Below are 15,474 nucleotides of genomic sequence, written 5' to 3'. Positions count from 1 at the left end.
CAAAGCACCGGCGCGGGGTCGCGGACGATCGAATTATGTTCCCGCGAGGGGAGATCGATCACAGTCGCACATCGAACAGGTTGGGCTGGCCCGCGGCGTAGCGGTCGGCATCGATGCGGCGCAGCGGGTCCAGTTCGGTGGCACGGTAGAGCGTGTACTTGCGGCAGCGTTCGGCATTCGAACCCGAAACGTCGAGAATGGCATTGACCGTGTCGCGCGCGGATTCGTTGGCGCCCTCCATGGTTGCCAGATCGACATTTGTGCGCACGTAATCGCCTGCCAGGAACAGGTTTTCGAGCGCGCCGTGGGCCTCCGGTCGGCACTCCCATGACCCGGCGGTATTGATCAGCAGCGGATCCGCATTGGCATTGCGCCGCTGGGATTCCTGCCAGCTGATGCCCGGATCGAGGAACCAGGAATGCAGATCGGCATCGCGCAACAGGTCGTCGCGGTCGTTCAGATGCGCCCGCAGCTGCGCCCATACCTCGCGCGCGATCTCCTCGTGCGTGCACTCCTTGGCGGGCTTGCCGTAGAGCATGCCGGGGGAGTTCCAGTCGGAGATATCGACCGAAAGACAGTCCTGCACAGTGCCGTCGCCGAATTCGGTGATTTTGCGCGCCCACAGCTGATTCTGGGTGATCGAGGTGAGCGACCACGGGGCATCGATATAGGCGGTGTGGCCATGTGAAATATCCATCGGCCTGCGCAGATAGAACTGGATTCCGTTCATCCAGTCGACGAAGAGGCGATCCATCGCGGCCAGTTCCGGGCGCACCTCGAGCACGTCGGGCGACCAGAGCGCGCGGGCCTGTTCGGCGGACAGCGCGACCACGAAATAGTCGGCGTCGATGCTGCGCTGTGCGCCGTTTTCATCGACGATGCGGGCCGAGGCGATCCGCCGATCGCGCACCTCGAGTCCGCGTACCTCGGCCCCGAGCGCGAATTGCACGCCGAGGTCGCGCAGTCGCTGCACCCATGGATCGATCCACACCGAGTTGGTCGGCCCGTTCAGCACCCGGTCCAGTGCGCCGTCATTGCCGATTTCGAAGGGGTTGCCCAGGAACTGTTCGCCCATGGTGCCGATGGTGCGGACGCTGGCGACATCCTCCTTCGCGGCGACCATGATGCTGGTCAGCGTGCGCGAGAGCAGGGCGCGGAATTCGTGAGAGCGCTGGTGGCCGCCGACGAAATCGCGCCATGAGGTGTGTTCCCACTGCCCTAACCGCCGGGCATCGCAGCTGGAGTTGAATACCAGCAGGCGCTCGGCGAAGTAGGCGCCTTCATCGGCGGGCATTTTCAAGGCCGTCGCAATCGCCGCACCCATGGTTTCGCGGAATGCGTCCGGGGTGAAATTCGTGCGGGCCTTGGGGCCCAAGGGAAGTCGGAAATCATCGCCGCCGCGGCGGGCGAAACGTGCCTCTGGCACGCCGATCAGATTATTCCAAACGCCATTCGGATTGCCCGCGAACGGAATTCGTCGCATGGTGTCCGGAATATGTTGATAGAAGCCGGGAAAGAAGCGGAAGCCGTGCTCACCGGGCAGGTCCGGCCGTCCGCCCGACCCGCTGCCCGGCACCGGAATGCTGCGCGCCTTGCCCCCGAGCGCACGTCTCTCGAATACGGTGACCTGGAACCCACGCTCGGCCAATTCATGTGCCGCGGTCAATCCCGCGACCCCACCGCCGAGGACCGCGACCTGCCTGCCGCCGGGACTGCCGGCGGCAGGCACCGGTCTCAGCCCACCGGCCGTCAGCACCCCCGCCGTTGCTACCGCCGCTGCGACGGTGCCGCGAAGCATTGCTCTTCGCGACAGCGTCAATTGCTGATCTATCACCGCTTGGAGGTCCGGGGCATCGTTTCCGATGCGGGAGCTACCTCGCGGATGAGCACCGACAAGTTTCTCGACAACGTTCAAGCCTCCGGACCCAGTTCCACGCCGAATACACTGTAAAGCGACCGCTGGCGGGTGAGCCGACCCACCCCTGACGCCGCCGCCCGGTCCTGGTCGGCCTCGCATTCGACCAGGTCACGAATACAGCGGGGCAGACATTACCGGGCGGTGTGACCGGGCCGAGTTGGTTTCCGGAACCGGGGTCGTACGCAAACTTCGCAGGTCAGGGCGTAGTTGTGGCGGTGTTGGCGGAAGGGGGCAGGTAAATCGTGTGCGGCTGGGCTGGGATGTCTATCGCAGGCTGTGTTGGCGAGACGGAAATGGACCCGCGCGATGGCTCTGGGCTGTACGAACCAGGGTTGCCTGCCGAGAAACGGCTCCGGCACCGGGGCATAGTCGAAACCGGTTCCACCGTTGCGGCAATCGCATAGCTGTCGGCTCAGGCTTCCACCAAGCGGGGTTGCCTGCCGAGGGTCGGCTCAGACACCGGAGTAGGGGTCGAAACCGGTTGCACCGCTGTGGCATTCGCATCGCGACGACCCGCCTTCGTCGCCCCGAACGCACCCGCGATCACGATCGCTCCGCCGAGCAGCGACAGCGGCGTCGGGTCCTCGCCGAAGGCCGCCCAAGCAGCGAGGATGCCGACCACTGGGACGAGTAGGGACATGGGGGCGACCGTGCTGGCCGGGTAACGGCTCATCAGGTAGGTCCACAGGCCCGAGCCCGCGATGGTGCCGAGCGCGACGATGTAGGCGAGGCCCAGCAGCGCGTGCCAGCCGCCGGGGGAGGTGACATCGGTCAAGGCATGCAGGCCGGTCGTCGGCCCTTCGATGAGTGCGGACAGCGCGAACATCGGGATCGGCGGCACAACCGTCATCCACAGCGTCAGATGCAGTGGGTTGGCCTCGCCGGATGCCGTGGCCAAACGCGAGCCGATATTGCCGAAGGCCCACCCGAGACCGCCCGCCAGCGTCAGCAGCACCGGCAACAGCGCCGCATGCTGTGCGCGATCGAGCCCGATCACCACAATGCCCGCCACGGCGACGCCGATGCCGAGCAACTGCGTCGCCCGCAACCGCTCCCGGAGGAACAGCGCACCGAGGACAACCGTGAACGGCGCGGAGGATTGCAGCACCAGCGAGGACAGCCCGGTCGGCATGCCCGCGCGCATCGCGCTGAACAGAAAGGCGAATTGCAGAATCCCGAACCCGATCCCATACAGCAGCAACCACCGCAGCGGCACCTTCGGCCGCGGCACGAGCACCAGCACGGGAACGGCGATCACCGCGAACCGCAGCGCAGCGAAGAAGAACGGCGGAAAGTGGTCCAGCCCCACCCGAATAGCAATGAAGTTCAGCCCCCAGAGCAGGACAACGGTAAGCCCGAGCAAGCGGTCACGATTGGTCACGTTCCTTATCGTCGGTAATGAAACCAATAAGAACAATCGAATAAATATGCACTATCGATGTAGCATCACTTAATGGTTTCTGGCAGTCATATCTCCCCGACTCCCGACACCGCGCGATCGGTCCGCAACACGGGCGAACGCGGGGCAGTCGCTGCGATGGCTCAGGTCACAGTGTCCGTGTCGGCACATGCGGCGGGTGCGCGATCGGGCGGTGCGGGAATGCCGGCGGTCGCAGTCTCGCTACCGGCTGTAGGAGCGGTTCATGTCGCAGCCGCCTGAGGACGTGCGGGTTGGGCCGCCGATGGCGGTTGAGCGGCTGCGGGTGCTGCGGGAATTCGCGGATCGCGGGACGATCGCTGCTGTGGCCGAGGCGCTTTCGATGACTCCTTCGGCGGTATCGCAGCAGCTCAAGGTGCTTGCCAAGGAGGCGGGTGTGGCGTTGCTCGAGCCCGATGGGCGGCGGGTTCGGCTGACCGATGCGGGGCAGGCGCTTGTTGTGCGCGCTGACGAGGTGCTCGCCGCGATGGACCGTGCGGTAGCCGAGATGGCGCACTATCGCGGGTCTGCGCGCGGTCGGGTACGGGTCGCGCTGTTCCCATCAGGCGCGGCGCTGCTGCTGCCGCGGGTGCTGCCCGCACTGGCCGACAGTGGTGTCGAGGTCGTCGCCCGTGACGAGGACCTGCCGCCGAGTGAAGTGCCGCGGCTGCTCGCCGACTACGACATCGTCCTCACCCACCGCGACGAGCGCTCGCCCGGTATCGCGGGGCCTCGCGTCAGCACCACGGTCATCATGCGCGAACCCACCGATGTCGTTGTCGCACCGACCCATCCGCTCGCGACTCGCACCGAGGTGACCCCGGCCGAACTCGCCGAGGAGACCTGGCTCAGCGTCCGCGGCGGCTTCCCGGTCGACGACGTGCTGCGCTCCATCGCAACCATGACCGGCGTCCAACCTCGTATTGCCCAGCGCCTCAACGACTTCCGAGTAATCGAAACCCTCGTCGCCGCGAACTACGGCGTCGCCCTCATGCCCCGCTGGGCCGTCGCGCACCCGAACCTCGCCGTACTACGCCTGTCCGGCGTCCGGGCCGCCCGCCTCTACGAACTGGCCACCCGGCCTCACGCCGCAACCCGCCCGGCCATAGCCACCGTCCTGCAGGCCTTCCGCGCTGCCGCCACCGAAATCGCCGCCGAATAGACAGCATGTGTAGGCCTTCCGCGTCGCCCGCCTCTATGAACTGGCCACCCGGCCTCACGCCGCAACCCGCCCGGGCATAGCCACCGTCGGAATCCGTTGGCGCAGACCGTGCGGCGCTGTCGCACAAGCTGCACAACTTGTGCGAGGGTGCCAACCGCTATGCGGCAGCTGAATTCCGGGGGTACGTTTCGGACCTGGGCGCGGCCCCGACAACATGCTCGGGGCCGCAAGGGTTTCGAAAAGCTAGTGGTGCCGGGGCGGACCGGGCCGGTACTGCTGGGTGCCGATGTAGCCGAAATCGTCGGCGACCATGGCGGCCAGTTCCAGGAGGGCACGCCGGGTCGGCTTGCTCACCAGTTCCAGGTCGATCTCCGCGCCCTCGGCGAGGTGGTCGTCGAAGGGCACCACCTGGACCGCGCGGGTGCGGTCGAGGAACAGTTTGCGTAGCTGGTCCAGGTCGACGGTGGAGGCGCCACGGCGAGATGCGTTGACCACCACCACGGTTCGCTCGACCAACTTGCCGTAGCCGTGGTGGTCCAGCCAGTCCAGGGTTGCCGACGCACTGCGGGCGCCGTCGATGGCGGGTGAAGTCACCAGCACCAGTGAACTGGCCATATCGAGGACACCGGCCATGGCCGAATGCATCAGACCGGTGCCGCAGTCGGTCAGGATGATGTTGTAGAACGACTGCAGGATGCCGATGGCCTGGCGGTAATCGGCCTCGCTGAAGGCCTCGGAAACCGCCGGATCCTGTTCACTGGCAAGCACTTCCAGTCGGCTCGGCGCCTGGGACGTATGCGCCCGGACATCGGAGTACCTGGTGATGTGGTGATCCTCGAGCAGGTTGCGCACGGTGGAGCGGGTCTGCCGCGGCACCCGGTGCGCCAACGTGCCGAGGTCGGGATTGGCGTCGATCGCGATGACCCGGTCACCACGCGCCGAGGAGAACGTCGATCCGAGCCCGACGGTTGTCGTGGTCTTGCCGACGCCGCCCTTCAGCGACAGGATCGCGATCCGATAGTCCCCGCGCACTGGCTGATTCACCCGGTCGACGAGATCGCGGTAGACGACATCCGCCGCGGACTCACCCGGGTTGATCATGCCGCCGGAGGCCTTGTGCATCGCGCGTCGCCAACCACTGCGCGGCGCCTTGCGTGCCCGCTTGAGCAGGTTCAGGTCATTGACCGAATGCCCCGGCTGACCCGGCTGCGGCACATGCTGCGGCTGGAACGGCTGCTGCGTATTCGGCGGGCCGCCTTGCCATCCCGGCGGCGGGCCCTGTTCGGTATACGGCACCATCCCGGTGCCTGGTCCTTGCTCGCCATACGGCATCAGACCGGTGCCCGGCCCCTGTTCGGCATACGGTAGCGGTTGCTGTCCAACGGGCGGTTGCCCCATCGGGGGCTGTTGCCCCATGGGCGGCTGCTGATACATCGGCGGCTGCTGCACCGGTGGTGGCGGCGCCCAACTGTAGATCGGCGGCTCGGCCTGACTTTCCACCGGGACCCGCCGGACCAGCCCATCGTGCCCGATCTCCTGGCGGTATTCGCCATAGGACGGCTCGGGCTGCACCGGATGGTTACCGCTCTGGCCGGGACCCGGCTGATACGGCTGTGCGAATTGACCAGTGTTGTACGGCGTTCCGGGCGGCGCGAACCCCTCGGGCGGTCCGTACTGCTGCTGCGGAACCCCGGCCTGCGGGTAGCTGTTCTGATCCGTTGGCCCGCCTGGATATCCGGTGAACTGTCCCGGCTCCGACTGTTCGGACTCATCGGGCTGTTCGGTTACCTCGGCGGCCGCATGCTCGTCGGTTGCGGGCTCCGCGTCGACGGGTACGGATTCGGACGTTTCGTCCGGCGCCGAGGAGTCGGTGGTGACCTCGGCCGTGTCCACCGAATGACTCTGCAGCCAGGGCGGAGAAGTCGGGTTGTGGTCGTTAGTTGTCACAGTTCCCCCATCTGCTCGGGAATTCGAGCAGAGAGCTCGGCGCTTGAATGCGAATCAACGCTAGCACGGGGTACTCGGCCCCGCGCCGTGGTATACACGGCCGCCGCGCCGCGTGAAGCACGGCGACCAGCCGTAACTCGAAAACGCTGTCCAACAGCAAGATCGAGAGCCGGGCGCCCGGGTCAGCGACAAAATGTCACCAACGGATGCCCGGCTCCCACCGTACTCTCAGGTCTGAGCCGAGGTGTCCCGATCGATCGGACCGGATCGGTCGGGACACATCCAGGGCCAGCCTCCGGACCCGAATCGCGCAGTCGGACTCAGTGTCCCAGTGCTCTCCGATGCAACGTGCAGACTCTGCTCACCGACTCGGCCGCGCGACTCCGTCTCAGTGCGCCCGGTTCACCGCCGACACCACTGCCCGCAGCGACGCGGTCGTAATCGAGGTGGCGATGCCGACACCCCACACCACCTTGTCGCCGATCGCGCACTCCACATATGCCGCGGCCTGCGCGTCGTCACCCGCGGACATCGCGTGCTCGGAGTAATCCAGCACTCGCACATCGAATCCGACCGTCGCGATCGCGTCGACGAATGCGGCGAGCGGTCCATTGCCCGCTCCGGTGACTTCCTGCTCGACGCCGTCGACCTTGACCACCGCGGTGATCGAGTCCACGCCGCCGTCGGTCTCCGATGCGGTGACCTTCTGGCGCATCCGCTCCAGCGGCTGGATCGGGCTCAGGTATTCGTCCGCGAAGACATCCCACATCTCCTTGGGCGAAACCTCGCCGCCCTCACCGTCGGTGATCTTCTGGACCGCCTGGGAGAATTCGATCTGCAGCCGGCGCGGCAGCACCAGCCCGTGGTCGGTCTTCATGATGTAGGCGACGCCGCCCTTACCGGACTGCGAGTTGACCCGGATGACGGCCTCGTAGGTGCGGCCCACATCCTTCGGGTCGATCGGCAGGTACGGCACCTCCCAGACGATGTCGTCGACATCGGATTCGGCGGCGTCGGCCGCGGCCTTCATCGCGTCCAGACCCTTGTTGATCGCGTCCTGATGCGAACCCGAGAATGCGGTGTAGACCAGGTCGCCGCCGTAGGGGTGGCGCTCGTGCACCGGCAGCTGGTTGCAGTATTCGACGGTCCGGCGGATCTCGTCGATATCGGAGAAGTTGATCTGCGGATCCACGCCGCGGGAGAACAGATTCATCCCCAGCGTCACCAGGCAGACATTGCCGGTGCGCTCACCGTTACCGAACAGGCAGCCCTCGATGCGATCCGCACCGGCCTGATAGCCCAGTTCGGCGGCGGCCACCGCGGTGCCCCGGTCGTTGTGCGGATGCAGCGACAGCACGATCGAATCGCGGCGGGCCAGGTTGCGGCTCATCCACTCGATCGAATCGGCGTACACATTCGGGGTCGCCATCTCGACGGTCGCGGGCAGGTTGATGATCATCGGCTTCTCCGGGGTGGGCGCGATGATCTCGGTGACCGCGTCGCACACCTCCTTGGCGTAGGACAGTTCGGTGCCGGTGTAGGACTCCGGGCTGTACTCGTAGCGCCAGTTGGTGTCCGGATACTTCTGCTCGACCTCCAGGCACAGCTTCGCGGCATCGGTCGCGATCTTCTTGACCGCCGCCTGGTCCGCACGGAACACCACACGCCGCTGCAGGACCGAGGTCGAGTTGTAGAAGTGGACGATCACATTGGCCGCACCGGCGCATGCCTCGAAGGTGCGCTCGATCAGTTCGGCGCGACACTGGGTCAGTACCTGGATGGCGACGTCGTCGGGAATCGCCCCGTCCTCGATGATCTCGCGGACGAAGTCGAAATCGGTCTGGCTGGCCGACGGGAAGCCGACCTCGATTTCCTTGTAACCCATCCGCACCAGCAGGTCGAACATGCGGCGCTTGCGGGCGGGGCTCATCGGGTCGATCAGAGCCTGGTTGCCGTCGCGCAGGTCGACGGCGCACCAGCCGGGGGCGCGGTCGATGATCCTGTCCGGCCAGGTGCGGTCGGGCAGCGTGATCGGCTCGACCTCCTCCGCGAAGGGCCGGTAGCGGAAAGTTGGCATGGAGGAGTTCTTCTGCCGGCTCCAGGCGGGCTGGTCGGCAGGGGCTGGCTTGCTCGGAGCGGCGATGGTGCGCGAGCCGGATACGAAGGCGTCAGCAGGGGACATGCGATTTTCTCCAGGGTGTGGTGGATCCCAGTTATCGGGTCGACCGGCGCGGCAGAACCCCGCGACGGGAGGCCAGTCCGATCAGACCCCGTCGCGGCGGTCGAGAAGAAGTGCCCGCTGCATGATGTCGGCGAGTTTACCGTGCCGCGAGGGGCGGCCGAAAGCCCGGTCCCGATCATCCGGTCATCCGACCTAACGATTAGCGTTCCGACCGGCTGGAGGTACTTCATATGACTTGGCTGGAACAACTGGCGGTCTTCGGTGCGGGCATCGCGGCGGGCGGCATCAACACCATTGTGGGATCGGGCACCCTGATCACCTTCCCGGTGCTGCTCGCCTTCGGGATTCCGCCGGTCACGGCGAACGTTTCGAACACGATCGGTCTGGTCCCCGGTGGCGTCAGCGGGGCGTACGGCTATCGGCGCGAACTCGAGGGCCAGCGGGCCAGGTTGGTCCGGCTCGGCAGCGCGTCCCTGCTCGGTGGCACCACCGGCGCGATCCTGCTGCTGATTCTGCCCGCCGCGGCCTTCAAAGCGATCGTGCCGGTGCTGATCATCGCGGCGCTGATCCTGGTTGTGGTCCAGCCACGGTTGGCGCGCTGGGTGAAGCAGCGCCGCGCGGCCGATACCGGTCCGGCGCCCGAACACGGTGGCCTGATCCTGTACGTCGCGATATTTCTGTGCGGCATCTACGGCGGTTATTTCGGCGCGGCCCAGGGCGTGTTGTTGATCGGGTTGCTCGGGGTGTTCGTGCACGAGGACATCCAGCGGCTCAACGGGGTCAAGAATGTGCTCGGTCTGCTGGTGAACGCGGTCTCCGCGGTGGTGTTCACGGTGATCGCCGATGTCGACTGGCGGGTCGCCGCGCTGATCGCGGTCGGTTCGATCATCGGCGGTCAACTCGGCGCGAAGATGGGCAGGCGGATGCCGCCCACCGCATTGCGTGCGGTGATCGTCGTGGTGGGCAGCATTGCCGTCGTCCGACTGCTGATGACGTAGACCGGCCGTACACATCGGAGCAATAGTCTGTGCGACCGGCAGTCGTAGTGGATCAGCGGAGATGGAGGAGGAGCATGGCGCTCGAGATGCGAGCCGTGTGCGAGCGCTGCGAGGTGGCCCTCGCGCTCGACGGCCTCGCGCATATTTGCAGCTATGAGTGCACATTCTGCGATCCGTGCACGGCGGCGATGAACGCCATCTGCCCGAACTGCGGCGGTGAGTTGACGCGCCGTCCGCGGCGAACTCGACCGGTGTAGTGCGCGTCTCGGGAGCGCGTCGGGCGGATCCCTTACCGAACGGCGCGGCGCGATCAGGGGTGTGGCGCAGCGGGATTGGTCCCAAAGGAGGACGACGGCGGTCGGGTCCGCAACGCAGGATGATCGGTATGCGCGGGTGGAAGATCGTCGGGTTGGCACTGGCGGCCGTATTGGTGCCGTCATTGGTTTCGTGCTCTCGGCACAGTGCGGCGGTTTCGCAGGTCGCCGAACTGGTCGCGCAGTCCGATGCGGCGCCGACCCCGGAACTCGATTGGGCGCAGTGCCCCGAGACGGAGTTGAGCAAGTATCAGTGCGCGACGGCCGCGGTCCCGATCGACTACGCGCAGCCGAACGGCGCGACGCTGTCGCTGGCCGTCATCAAACAGCCCGCCGCCGATGCGGACCGTCGCATCGGAACCCTGTTCAGCGCGGTCGGCGGACCCGGCGGTTCGGGCTTCAAATGGGCGAGTCACGGTGAGTTGTCAACCGGTGAGGTGGCCCGTCGATTCGATGTGATCACCTTCGATCAGCGCGGCATCGGCCGCAGCGGTCAGGTGCGCTGTTTCGCGAATTCCGAAGAGCAGCACCGCTTCTGGTCCGGCATCCTGCTCCCGCCGACGACTGCCGAACAGGAGGCCGCGGCCGCGCGCAGTGCCCGCGAACTGGCCGCAGGCTGCGCCGCGCACAGCCCGGAGCTGTTGCCGCACCTGACCACCGTCGATGCCGCCCGTGATCTGGATCTGCTGCGCCGCGCGGCCGGCGAGGCGACCATGACTTACACGGGCGGGTCCTACGCGAGCTATCTGGGCGAGGTCTACGGCGCGCTCTTCGGCGACCGGGTCCGTGCGCTACAACTCGGCTCGATGATCGACCCGGACGCCTACACCAACGATTCGCGCGCCCAGATCGCCGACTCCGCGGCGGGCACCGAGGAGGTGCTCACGGAGTTCCTGCGGCTGTGTGCCGAAGCGGGACAACCGCGGTGCGCGTTCGCGGGCCCGACCAAAACCGATGCCGCCGCACTGCGCACCCGCAACGACGCCGTACTGGATCGGCTGCGCCAGGGGCCCATCGTGGTCGGCCAGGGTGCGCACACCCGCGCGGTAACCCTCACCGAGGTGCTGCCCGCACACGCCACCATGCTCTACGACGCGAAGGAGGGCTGGCCCGCACTGGCCGAACTGCTGACCGAACTCGAGCGCGGCCCGGCGGGCAATCCCGATGTCGTACAACAGATTCTGGATGCGGGCGGGTTCACCGAGGACTTCCTGGACGCTTTTACCGCAATCACGTGCGCGGACAACAGATTTGGCCGCGAACCGGAGCAATGGCCCGCCATGGCGGACGAACTCGCCAGCGCCGCACCGCATTACGGCGCCATGTGGCTGTACCTGCGACAGGCATGTGGGGCTTGGCCCGAATTTGCCAGAGGCTATTCGCAGCGCATCACCGGCCCGTGGATTCTGCGCTCGGATAAGCCGGCCCTGCTGTTCAACAATCGATTCGATCCGGTCACCCCGCTGACGGCAGCCCGCCGGGCCCAGCAGGAAATGGTCAACGCCAGGCTGGTGGTCATAGAGGGTGGCTATGGCCACCTGGTGGTGAGTGACTGCGCGGGCCGGCTGCAGGAGCATTACCTCGTCGACCTGCAGCTCCCCGCACCCGGTGCGACCTGCAAGCCGGATAGGGCGCCGTTCGCCGACTGAACAGGCTGCGCGTTCTTCCGGTTTCGGGGTGCTCGGCTTCCTCGGCGACGACCACTGCCGCCGCCCGTGCATCCCCTCGGTCGACCAAGATCATCGCCAAGCACTGTTCAGCACACCGGAATCCCGGTAGTCTGCGCTCGGCCATGCATGATGAGGGAGGTGGCCGGGTGCATAGACGTGCCTTTTTCAAGGCAGCAGGTACGGCCGCGATGTTTGGTGTCGCGGGTGCTGCAATGGGTGCGGGCCCATCCGGTGCCGTAGATCCGATGTGGGACAACCTTTTCCGCATGTGGGTCCCGGAAATCTTTGCGCCACTTCCCGATCCGCCCGAGCATTCGCCCGCGATCGTCATCGGCTCCGGCTTCGGTGCTTCGGTCACCGCACTGCGCCTGGCCGAGGCCGGCATCGCCAATACCGTGCTGGAGCGCGGTTCGCGCTGGCCGAACGATCCGTGGCGCGAGATCTTCACCGGTGATGATCTGCCCGACGGCCGCGGCTTCTGGCATCGCACCAACTTCACCGGCGTCACCAAGGTTCCGATGCATTTCGCCAGCTTCGGCGGGGTGCTCGATTGCACCCAGTACCCGGGCATCGACGTGTGGCGGGCGGCGGCGGTCGGTGGCGGCTCGGTCATCTTCTCCGGTGCGATGGTCGCGCCCGAGCGCCGCTTCTTCGACCACGTCTTCGGCGGCACCGTCGATTACGGCGAAATGGAGAGCGTCTACTACCCGCGTGTGCGGGAGATGTTGCGGCTCAGCCCTATTCCGGCGGACCTGTACGCCGCTTCGCCGTTCACGCATTCCCGGGCCTGGGACGAGCAGGTGCGCAGGGCGGGCTATCAGCCGGTCGCCAATGACTCGATCTTCAACTGGGATGTGCTGCGCGGCGAAATCGCCGGCACCACAAGGCCTTCGGCGACGGTGGCCCGCAGTAATCTCGGCAACTCCAACGGCGCGAAGTTCGACCTCAACCAGAACTACCTGCGGTATGCCCAGGACACCGGCAAGTCCGCCATCTATCCGGGGCACCGCGTCGACGCCATCGCGCAGGAATCCGGCGGCCGCTATTCGGTGACCGTGACAAAACTTTCGCCGAACGGCGAGGTGATCGGCACCCGCACCATCACCTGCGACCGCCTGTTCCTCGGCGCGGGTTCGGTCGGCACCTCGGAGCTACTGGTGCGGGCCCAGGCCACCGGCGCACTACCGAACCTCAACGAGCACATCGGCGATGGCTGGGGCACCAACGGTGATGTGGTGCTGGCTCGCGGCGCCAGCCAGTTGGCCGGTTTCGGTCAGGGCGTGCCGAGTGCGAGCCGGATCCTCGACGAATCCGCGGTGCCGCTCACGCTCGAAAATTGGTACATCCCCGGCATTCCGTTCGAGACCGGCGCGCTCGCCTCATTGGGCATAGTGCTCGATCCGGCCCGCGCGCGCTTCGGCTACGACCGCGCCCGCAATGCGGTCGGGCTGTCCTGGTCGGCCAAGAACCGTGACGATATCGTGGCGGCCGCCCGCGCGGTCGATCACCGGATCGCCGAACGCTCCAATGCCCTTGTCGAATACAGCGCACTCGGCTACGACGCGAACGCGCTGTTCACCGCGCATCCGCTGGGCGGTGCCGTGCTCGGGCGGGCCACCGACGGCAACGGTCGCGTGCACGGTCATCCGGGCCTATACGTGATGGACGGTGCGGCCGTCCCGGGTAGCACCGGCACGGTGAACCCGTCGCTCACGATCACCGCGCTGGCCGAGCGCAATATCGAGGCCATCATCCGCGCTGGGAAGTAGCCCGGCGCGGCGCGTATTACTGTCGGCGGGACCGTTCGGCGTCGAAGGGATCCTCACGTGGCAACTCCAACCAGGCCGACCACGCCCGGCCTCGACGACGGGCCGAAGCTGGAATTTCCACGCAAGCCGCCCGCGCTGTGGTCGGACCTGGTGATGCTGGCGCTGGCGATCGTCTCGGTCGTGCTGGTTACCTGGGTGAGCTTCTTCGACGTCTCCGCGCACACCTACCGCGTGATCGTGGTCCTCGACTACTCGGTCTGTGCGATATTCGCCGCCGAATTCCTCTGGCGCTGGCGCCGCGCGGGCTGGCCGTGGACGTTCCCGTTCATCTATTGGTACGAAGTGCTCGGCATGATCCCGGTGACCAGCCCGTTTTTCCGCGGGTTCCGGTTACTGCGGATCGTGGTGATCGCGGTCCGCCTCGGCCGGGTCGCCGATCGGGCTCTCGGCGATCGGGTGACCGCCGCGGTGGTGAACCGGTTCGTCACGACCATCGTCGAAGTCATCAAGCGCCCCATGACCATCGCCATCCTGGACGAGGTCGCACATGTGCTGCGCGCGGGACACTACACCCGCAATATCGCGGCGGCGCTGGAGGAGAACCGCGCCGAAATGGACGAGATGATCCTCGAGCTCATCAAGAACGATCCGCAGGCCGGACGGGTCCGCTACATCCCGTTCCACGACGAGATCATCCGGCTCGTCGCCGACACCACATTTCGCATCGTCTTCCAGGTGCTCGCCGATCCGCGCACGGACGAATTGGTCTCGGACATGATCCGCGAGAACGTGGATCAGATCCGAGACGCCGTGCACGACGGGGTGCGGGTCGAGCCGTCCAATTACGGCCCGACGCCGCACGAACAGACCGTGCGCTACCACCTCAGCCGTGTGCCGCGTGCCTGATCTCGTCGCGCGGCGCCGCGTAACGCATTGTCTCCCAGACGATCAGCAGCGCCAGTACACCGCACAGCAGCGCGAGTGAGGCCAGTGCGGGCAGCGCACAGGCTGCCGGAATCAGCGCCAGCAGCAGCACAGCGGCCACCAGTCGCGGCATTGTGACACTGCCGGTCGCGTATTGCTTGAATCCGACCAACGCGATCAGATACAGCACGACACCGCCGTACAGCGCGAACAGCGGGATGCCGTACAGCGCGTCCGTCAAGCTGTGCGCCGATTCGTCGGCGACGTAGTAGAGCACCTTCTTCAGCCCGAGCGAAAGCAAGATGATCCCGGCGATCATCGGGAAATGCCAGAAGGTGTAGGAGTTTCGGGCGATCTTGATCTGCCGCTCGCCCTCGGCCCGCTGCAACTCGTGCTCCACCGCCAGCGCCGCCACATCGAAGTACGCCCACCACAGCAGACCCGAAACCGCGAGCCCCAGCATCGATCCGACCGCGATCGGCCACGAAATCGGCAGTCCGGCAACGCCGATGCCGATCGAGACGATCGATTCGCCCAGCGCCACAATGACGATCAGCCCGTAGCGTTCGGAGAAATGGCGGGCCGAATTCAATCGCCAGTCCTCGCCCGCCAGCAGGGTCCAGCCCATATCCCCGGCGATCGCGGCTATCCACAGCACGATCTGTGCCGTCCCAGAGGTCATCGCGGCGATGACGAGCAGGGTCGTGCCGATGGTGATCGACCCGAGACTCCACCGCAAAACCTGATGGCGCAGTTGCGAATCCTCGGCGCTGGCCAGCAGGAACATGCCCAGGTGCACCAGGCGCACGATCAGATACGCGATCGCGAAGACCAGCGGCCCGTACCATCCGCCGTGCTCATCTTCGAATGCCTCGGGAATGGTGAGCGCGGCCAGGAATCCGCCGCCCATCGCGAGGAACATGGCGACCCGGGCGATGCCCTCGTCCGCGCGCACCACATTGCCGAGCCAGGAGTAGGCGATCCACAGCCACCACATGACAGCGAGTACCAGGCCGGCTCGCAGCATGTTCTTGGCGCTGGTGTCGTGTGCGACCAGGCCGGTGACCATGGTGAACGCGAAGACGAGCACCAGGTCGAAGAACAACTCGAGCTGAGTTACCGACGCATCTTCGGCCGTTGGCAGCAGGCGTGCCCGTTTGGAACCGATCATGG

The 15,474-nt window shown here is 66.3% G+C and carries 11 protein-coding genes; 6 read left to right on the top strand and 5 right to left on the bottom strand.

Annotated features, from left to right (window positions below):
* Positions 1 to 58: 58 nt before the first annotated feature.
* Positions 59 to 1,798: a hydroxysqualene dehydroxylase gene (locus OIE68_RS30510; protein ID WP_327094465.1), complete on the bottom strand. Its 1,740-nt coding sequence runs from the start codon at positions 1,796 to 1,798 to the stop codon at positions 59 to 61.
* A gap of 532 nt (positions 1,799 to 2,330) precedes the next feature.
* A complete protein-coding gene (locus OIE68_RS30505) occupies positions 2,331 to 3,299 on the bottom strand; it encodes an EamA family transporter (RefSeq protein WP_327094464.1) in 969 nt (322 codons plus the stop codon).
* Positions 3,300 to 3,600: 301 nt separating this feature from the next.
* On the opposite strand from OIE68_RS30505, the gene OIE68_RS30500 reads away from it, so the two are divergent.
* Positions 3,601 to 4,497 carry a LysR family transcriptional regulator gene (locus OIE68_RS30500; protein ID WP_327101869.1) on the top strand — a complete coding sequence of 299 codons (897 nt, stop codon included), beginning with the start codon at positions 3,601 to 3,603 and terminating at the stop codon, positions 4,495 to 4,497.
* Positions 4,498 to 4,740: 243 nt separating this feature from the next.
* Here OIE68_RS30500 and OIE68_RS30495 read toward each other — a convergent pair whose 3' ends face one another.
* Both OIE68_RS30495 and leuA read right to left on the bottom strand, forming a co-directional pair.
* Positions 4,741 to 6,390: a MinD/ParA family protein gene (locus tag OIE68_RS30495; RefSeq protein WP_327094463.1), complete on the bottom strand. Its 1,650-nt coding sequence runs from the start codon at positions 6,388 to 6,390 to the stop codon at positions 4,741 to 4,743.
* Between the two features lie 442 nt (positions 6,391 to 6,832).
* The gene (gene leuA / locus OIE68_RS30490; protein ID WP_327094462.1) at positions 6,833 to 8,626 is read right to left on the bottom strand and encodes a 2-isopropylmalate synthase; all 1,794 of its coding nucleotides are present in this window, start codon (positions 8,624 to 8,626) and stop codon (positions 6,833 to 6,835) included.
* A gap of 230 nt (positions 8,627 to 8,856) precedes the next feature.
* Between leuA and OIE68_RS30485 the strand changes: the two genes are divergently transcribed.
* The 5 genes from OIE68_RS30485 to OIE68_RS30465 all read left to right on the top strand — a co-directional run bounded on the left by OIE68_RS30485 (position 8,857) and on the right by OIE68_RS30465 (position 14,283).
* Positions 8,857 to 9,624 (top strand): sulfite exporter TauE/SafE family protein, encoded by a 768-nt coding sequence (locus OIE68_RS30485; RefSeq protein WP_327094461.1) that lies wholly within the window; start codon positions 8,857 to 8,859, stop codon positions 9,622 to 9,624.
* Between the two features lie 74 nt (positions 9,625 to 9,698).
* Positions 9,699 to 9,881: a DUF1272 domain-containing protein gene (locus tag OIE68_RS30480; protein WP_327094460.1), complete on the top strand. Its 183-nt coding sequence runs from the start codon at positions 9,699 to 9,701 to the stop codon at positions 9,879 to 9,881.
* A 128-nt stretch (positions 9,882 to 10,009) separates the two neighbouring features.
* Positions 10,010 to 11,587 (top strand): alpha/beta hydrolase, encoded by a 1,578-nt coding sequence (locus tag OIE68_RS30475; protein ID WP_327094459.1) that lies wholly within the window; start codon positions 10,010 to 10,012, stop codon positions 11,585 to 11,587.
* A gap of 143 nt (positions 11,588 to 11,730) precedes the next feature.
* Positions 11,731 to 13,377 carry a GMC oxidoreductase gene (locus OIE68_RS30470; protein WP_419150581.1) on the top strand — a complete coding sequence of 549 codons (1,647 nt, stop codon included), beginning with the start codon at positions 11,731 to 11,733 and terminating at the stop codon, positions 13,375 to 13,377.
* Between the two features lie 57 nt (positions 13,378 to 13,434).
* The gene (locus tag OIE68_RS30465) at positions 13,435 to 14,283 is read left to right on the top strand and encodes an ion transporter (protein WP_327094457.1); all 849 of its coding nucleotides are present in this window, start codon (positions 13,435 to 13,437) and stop codon (positions 14,281 to 14,283) included.
* Here the strand turns inward: OIE68_RS30465 and OIE68_RS30460 are convergent.
* Positions 14,261 to 15,472, bottom strand: a complete 1,212-nt coding sequence (locus tag OIE68_RS30460) for a low temperature requirement protein A (RefSeq protein WP_327094456.1) — start codon at positions 15,470 to 15,472, stop codon at positions 14,261 to 14,263. The genes OIE68_RS30465 and OIE68_RS30460 overlap by 23 nt on opposite strands.
* Positions 15,473 to 15,474: the final 2 nt, after the last annotated feature.

Origin of the sequence: Nocardia vinacea (assembly GCF_035920345.1) — a bacterium.
Classification (GTDB): Bacteria; Actinomycetota; Actinomycetes; order Mycobacteriales; family Mycobacteriaceae; genus Nocardia; species Nocardia vinacea_A.
This window is presented reverse-complemented; position numbering and strand designations above follow the sequence as displayed.

Bases quoted from the DNA above. Each gene is read 5' to 3' on its own strand.
- OIE68_RS30470 (WP_419150581.1), top strand. From the start codon at position 11,731: ATGCATGATGAGGGAGGTGGCCGGGTGCATAGACGTGCCTTTTTCAAG.
- leuA (WP_327094462.1), bottom strand. From the start codon at position 8,626: ATGTCCCCTGCTGACGCCTTCGTATCCGGCTCGCGCACCATCGCCGCT.
- OIE68_RS30500 (WP_327101869.1), top strand. From the start codon at position 3,601: ATGGCGGTTGAGCGGCTGCGGGTGCTGCGGGAATTCGCGGATCGCGGG.
- OIE68_RS30485 (WP_327094461.1), top strand. From the start codon at position 8,857: ATGACTTGGCTGGAACAACTGGCGGTCTTCGGTGCGGGCATCGCGGCG.
- OIE68_RS30460 (WP_327094456.1), bottom strand. From the start codon at position 15,472: ATGATCGGTTCCAAACGGGCACGCCTGCTGCCAACGGCCGAAGATGCG.
- OIE68_RS30480 (WP_327094460.1), top strand. From the start codon at position 9,699: ATGGCGCTCGAGATGCGAGCCGTGTGCGAGCGCTGCGAGGTGGCCCTC.
- OIE68_RS30510 (WP_327094465.1), bottom strand. From the start codon at position 1,798: ATGCTTCGCGGCACCGTCGCAGCGGCGGTAGCAACGGCGGGGGTGCTG.
- OIE68_RS30475 (WP_327094459.1), top strand. From the start codon at position 10,010: ATGCGCGGGTGGAAGATCGTCGGGTTGGCACTGGCGGCCGTATTGGTG.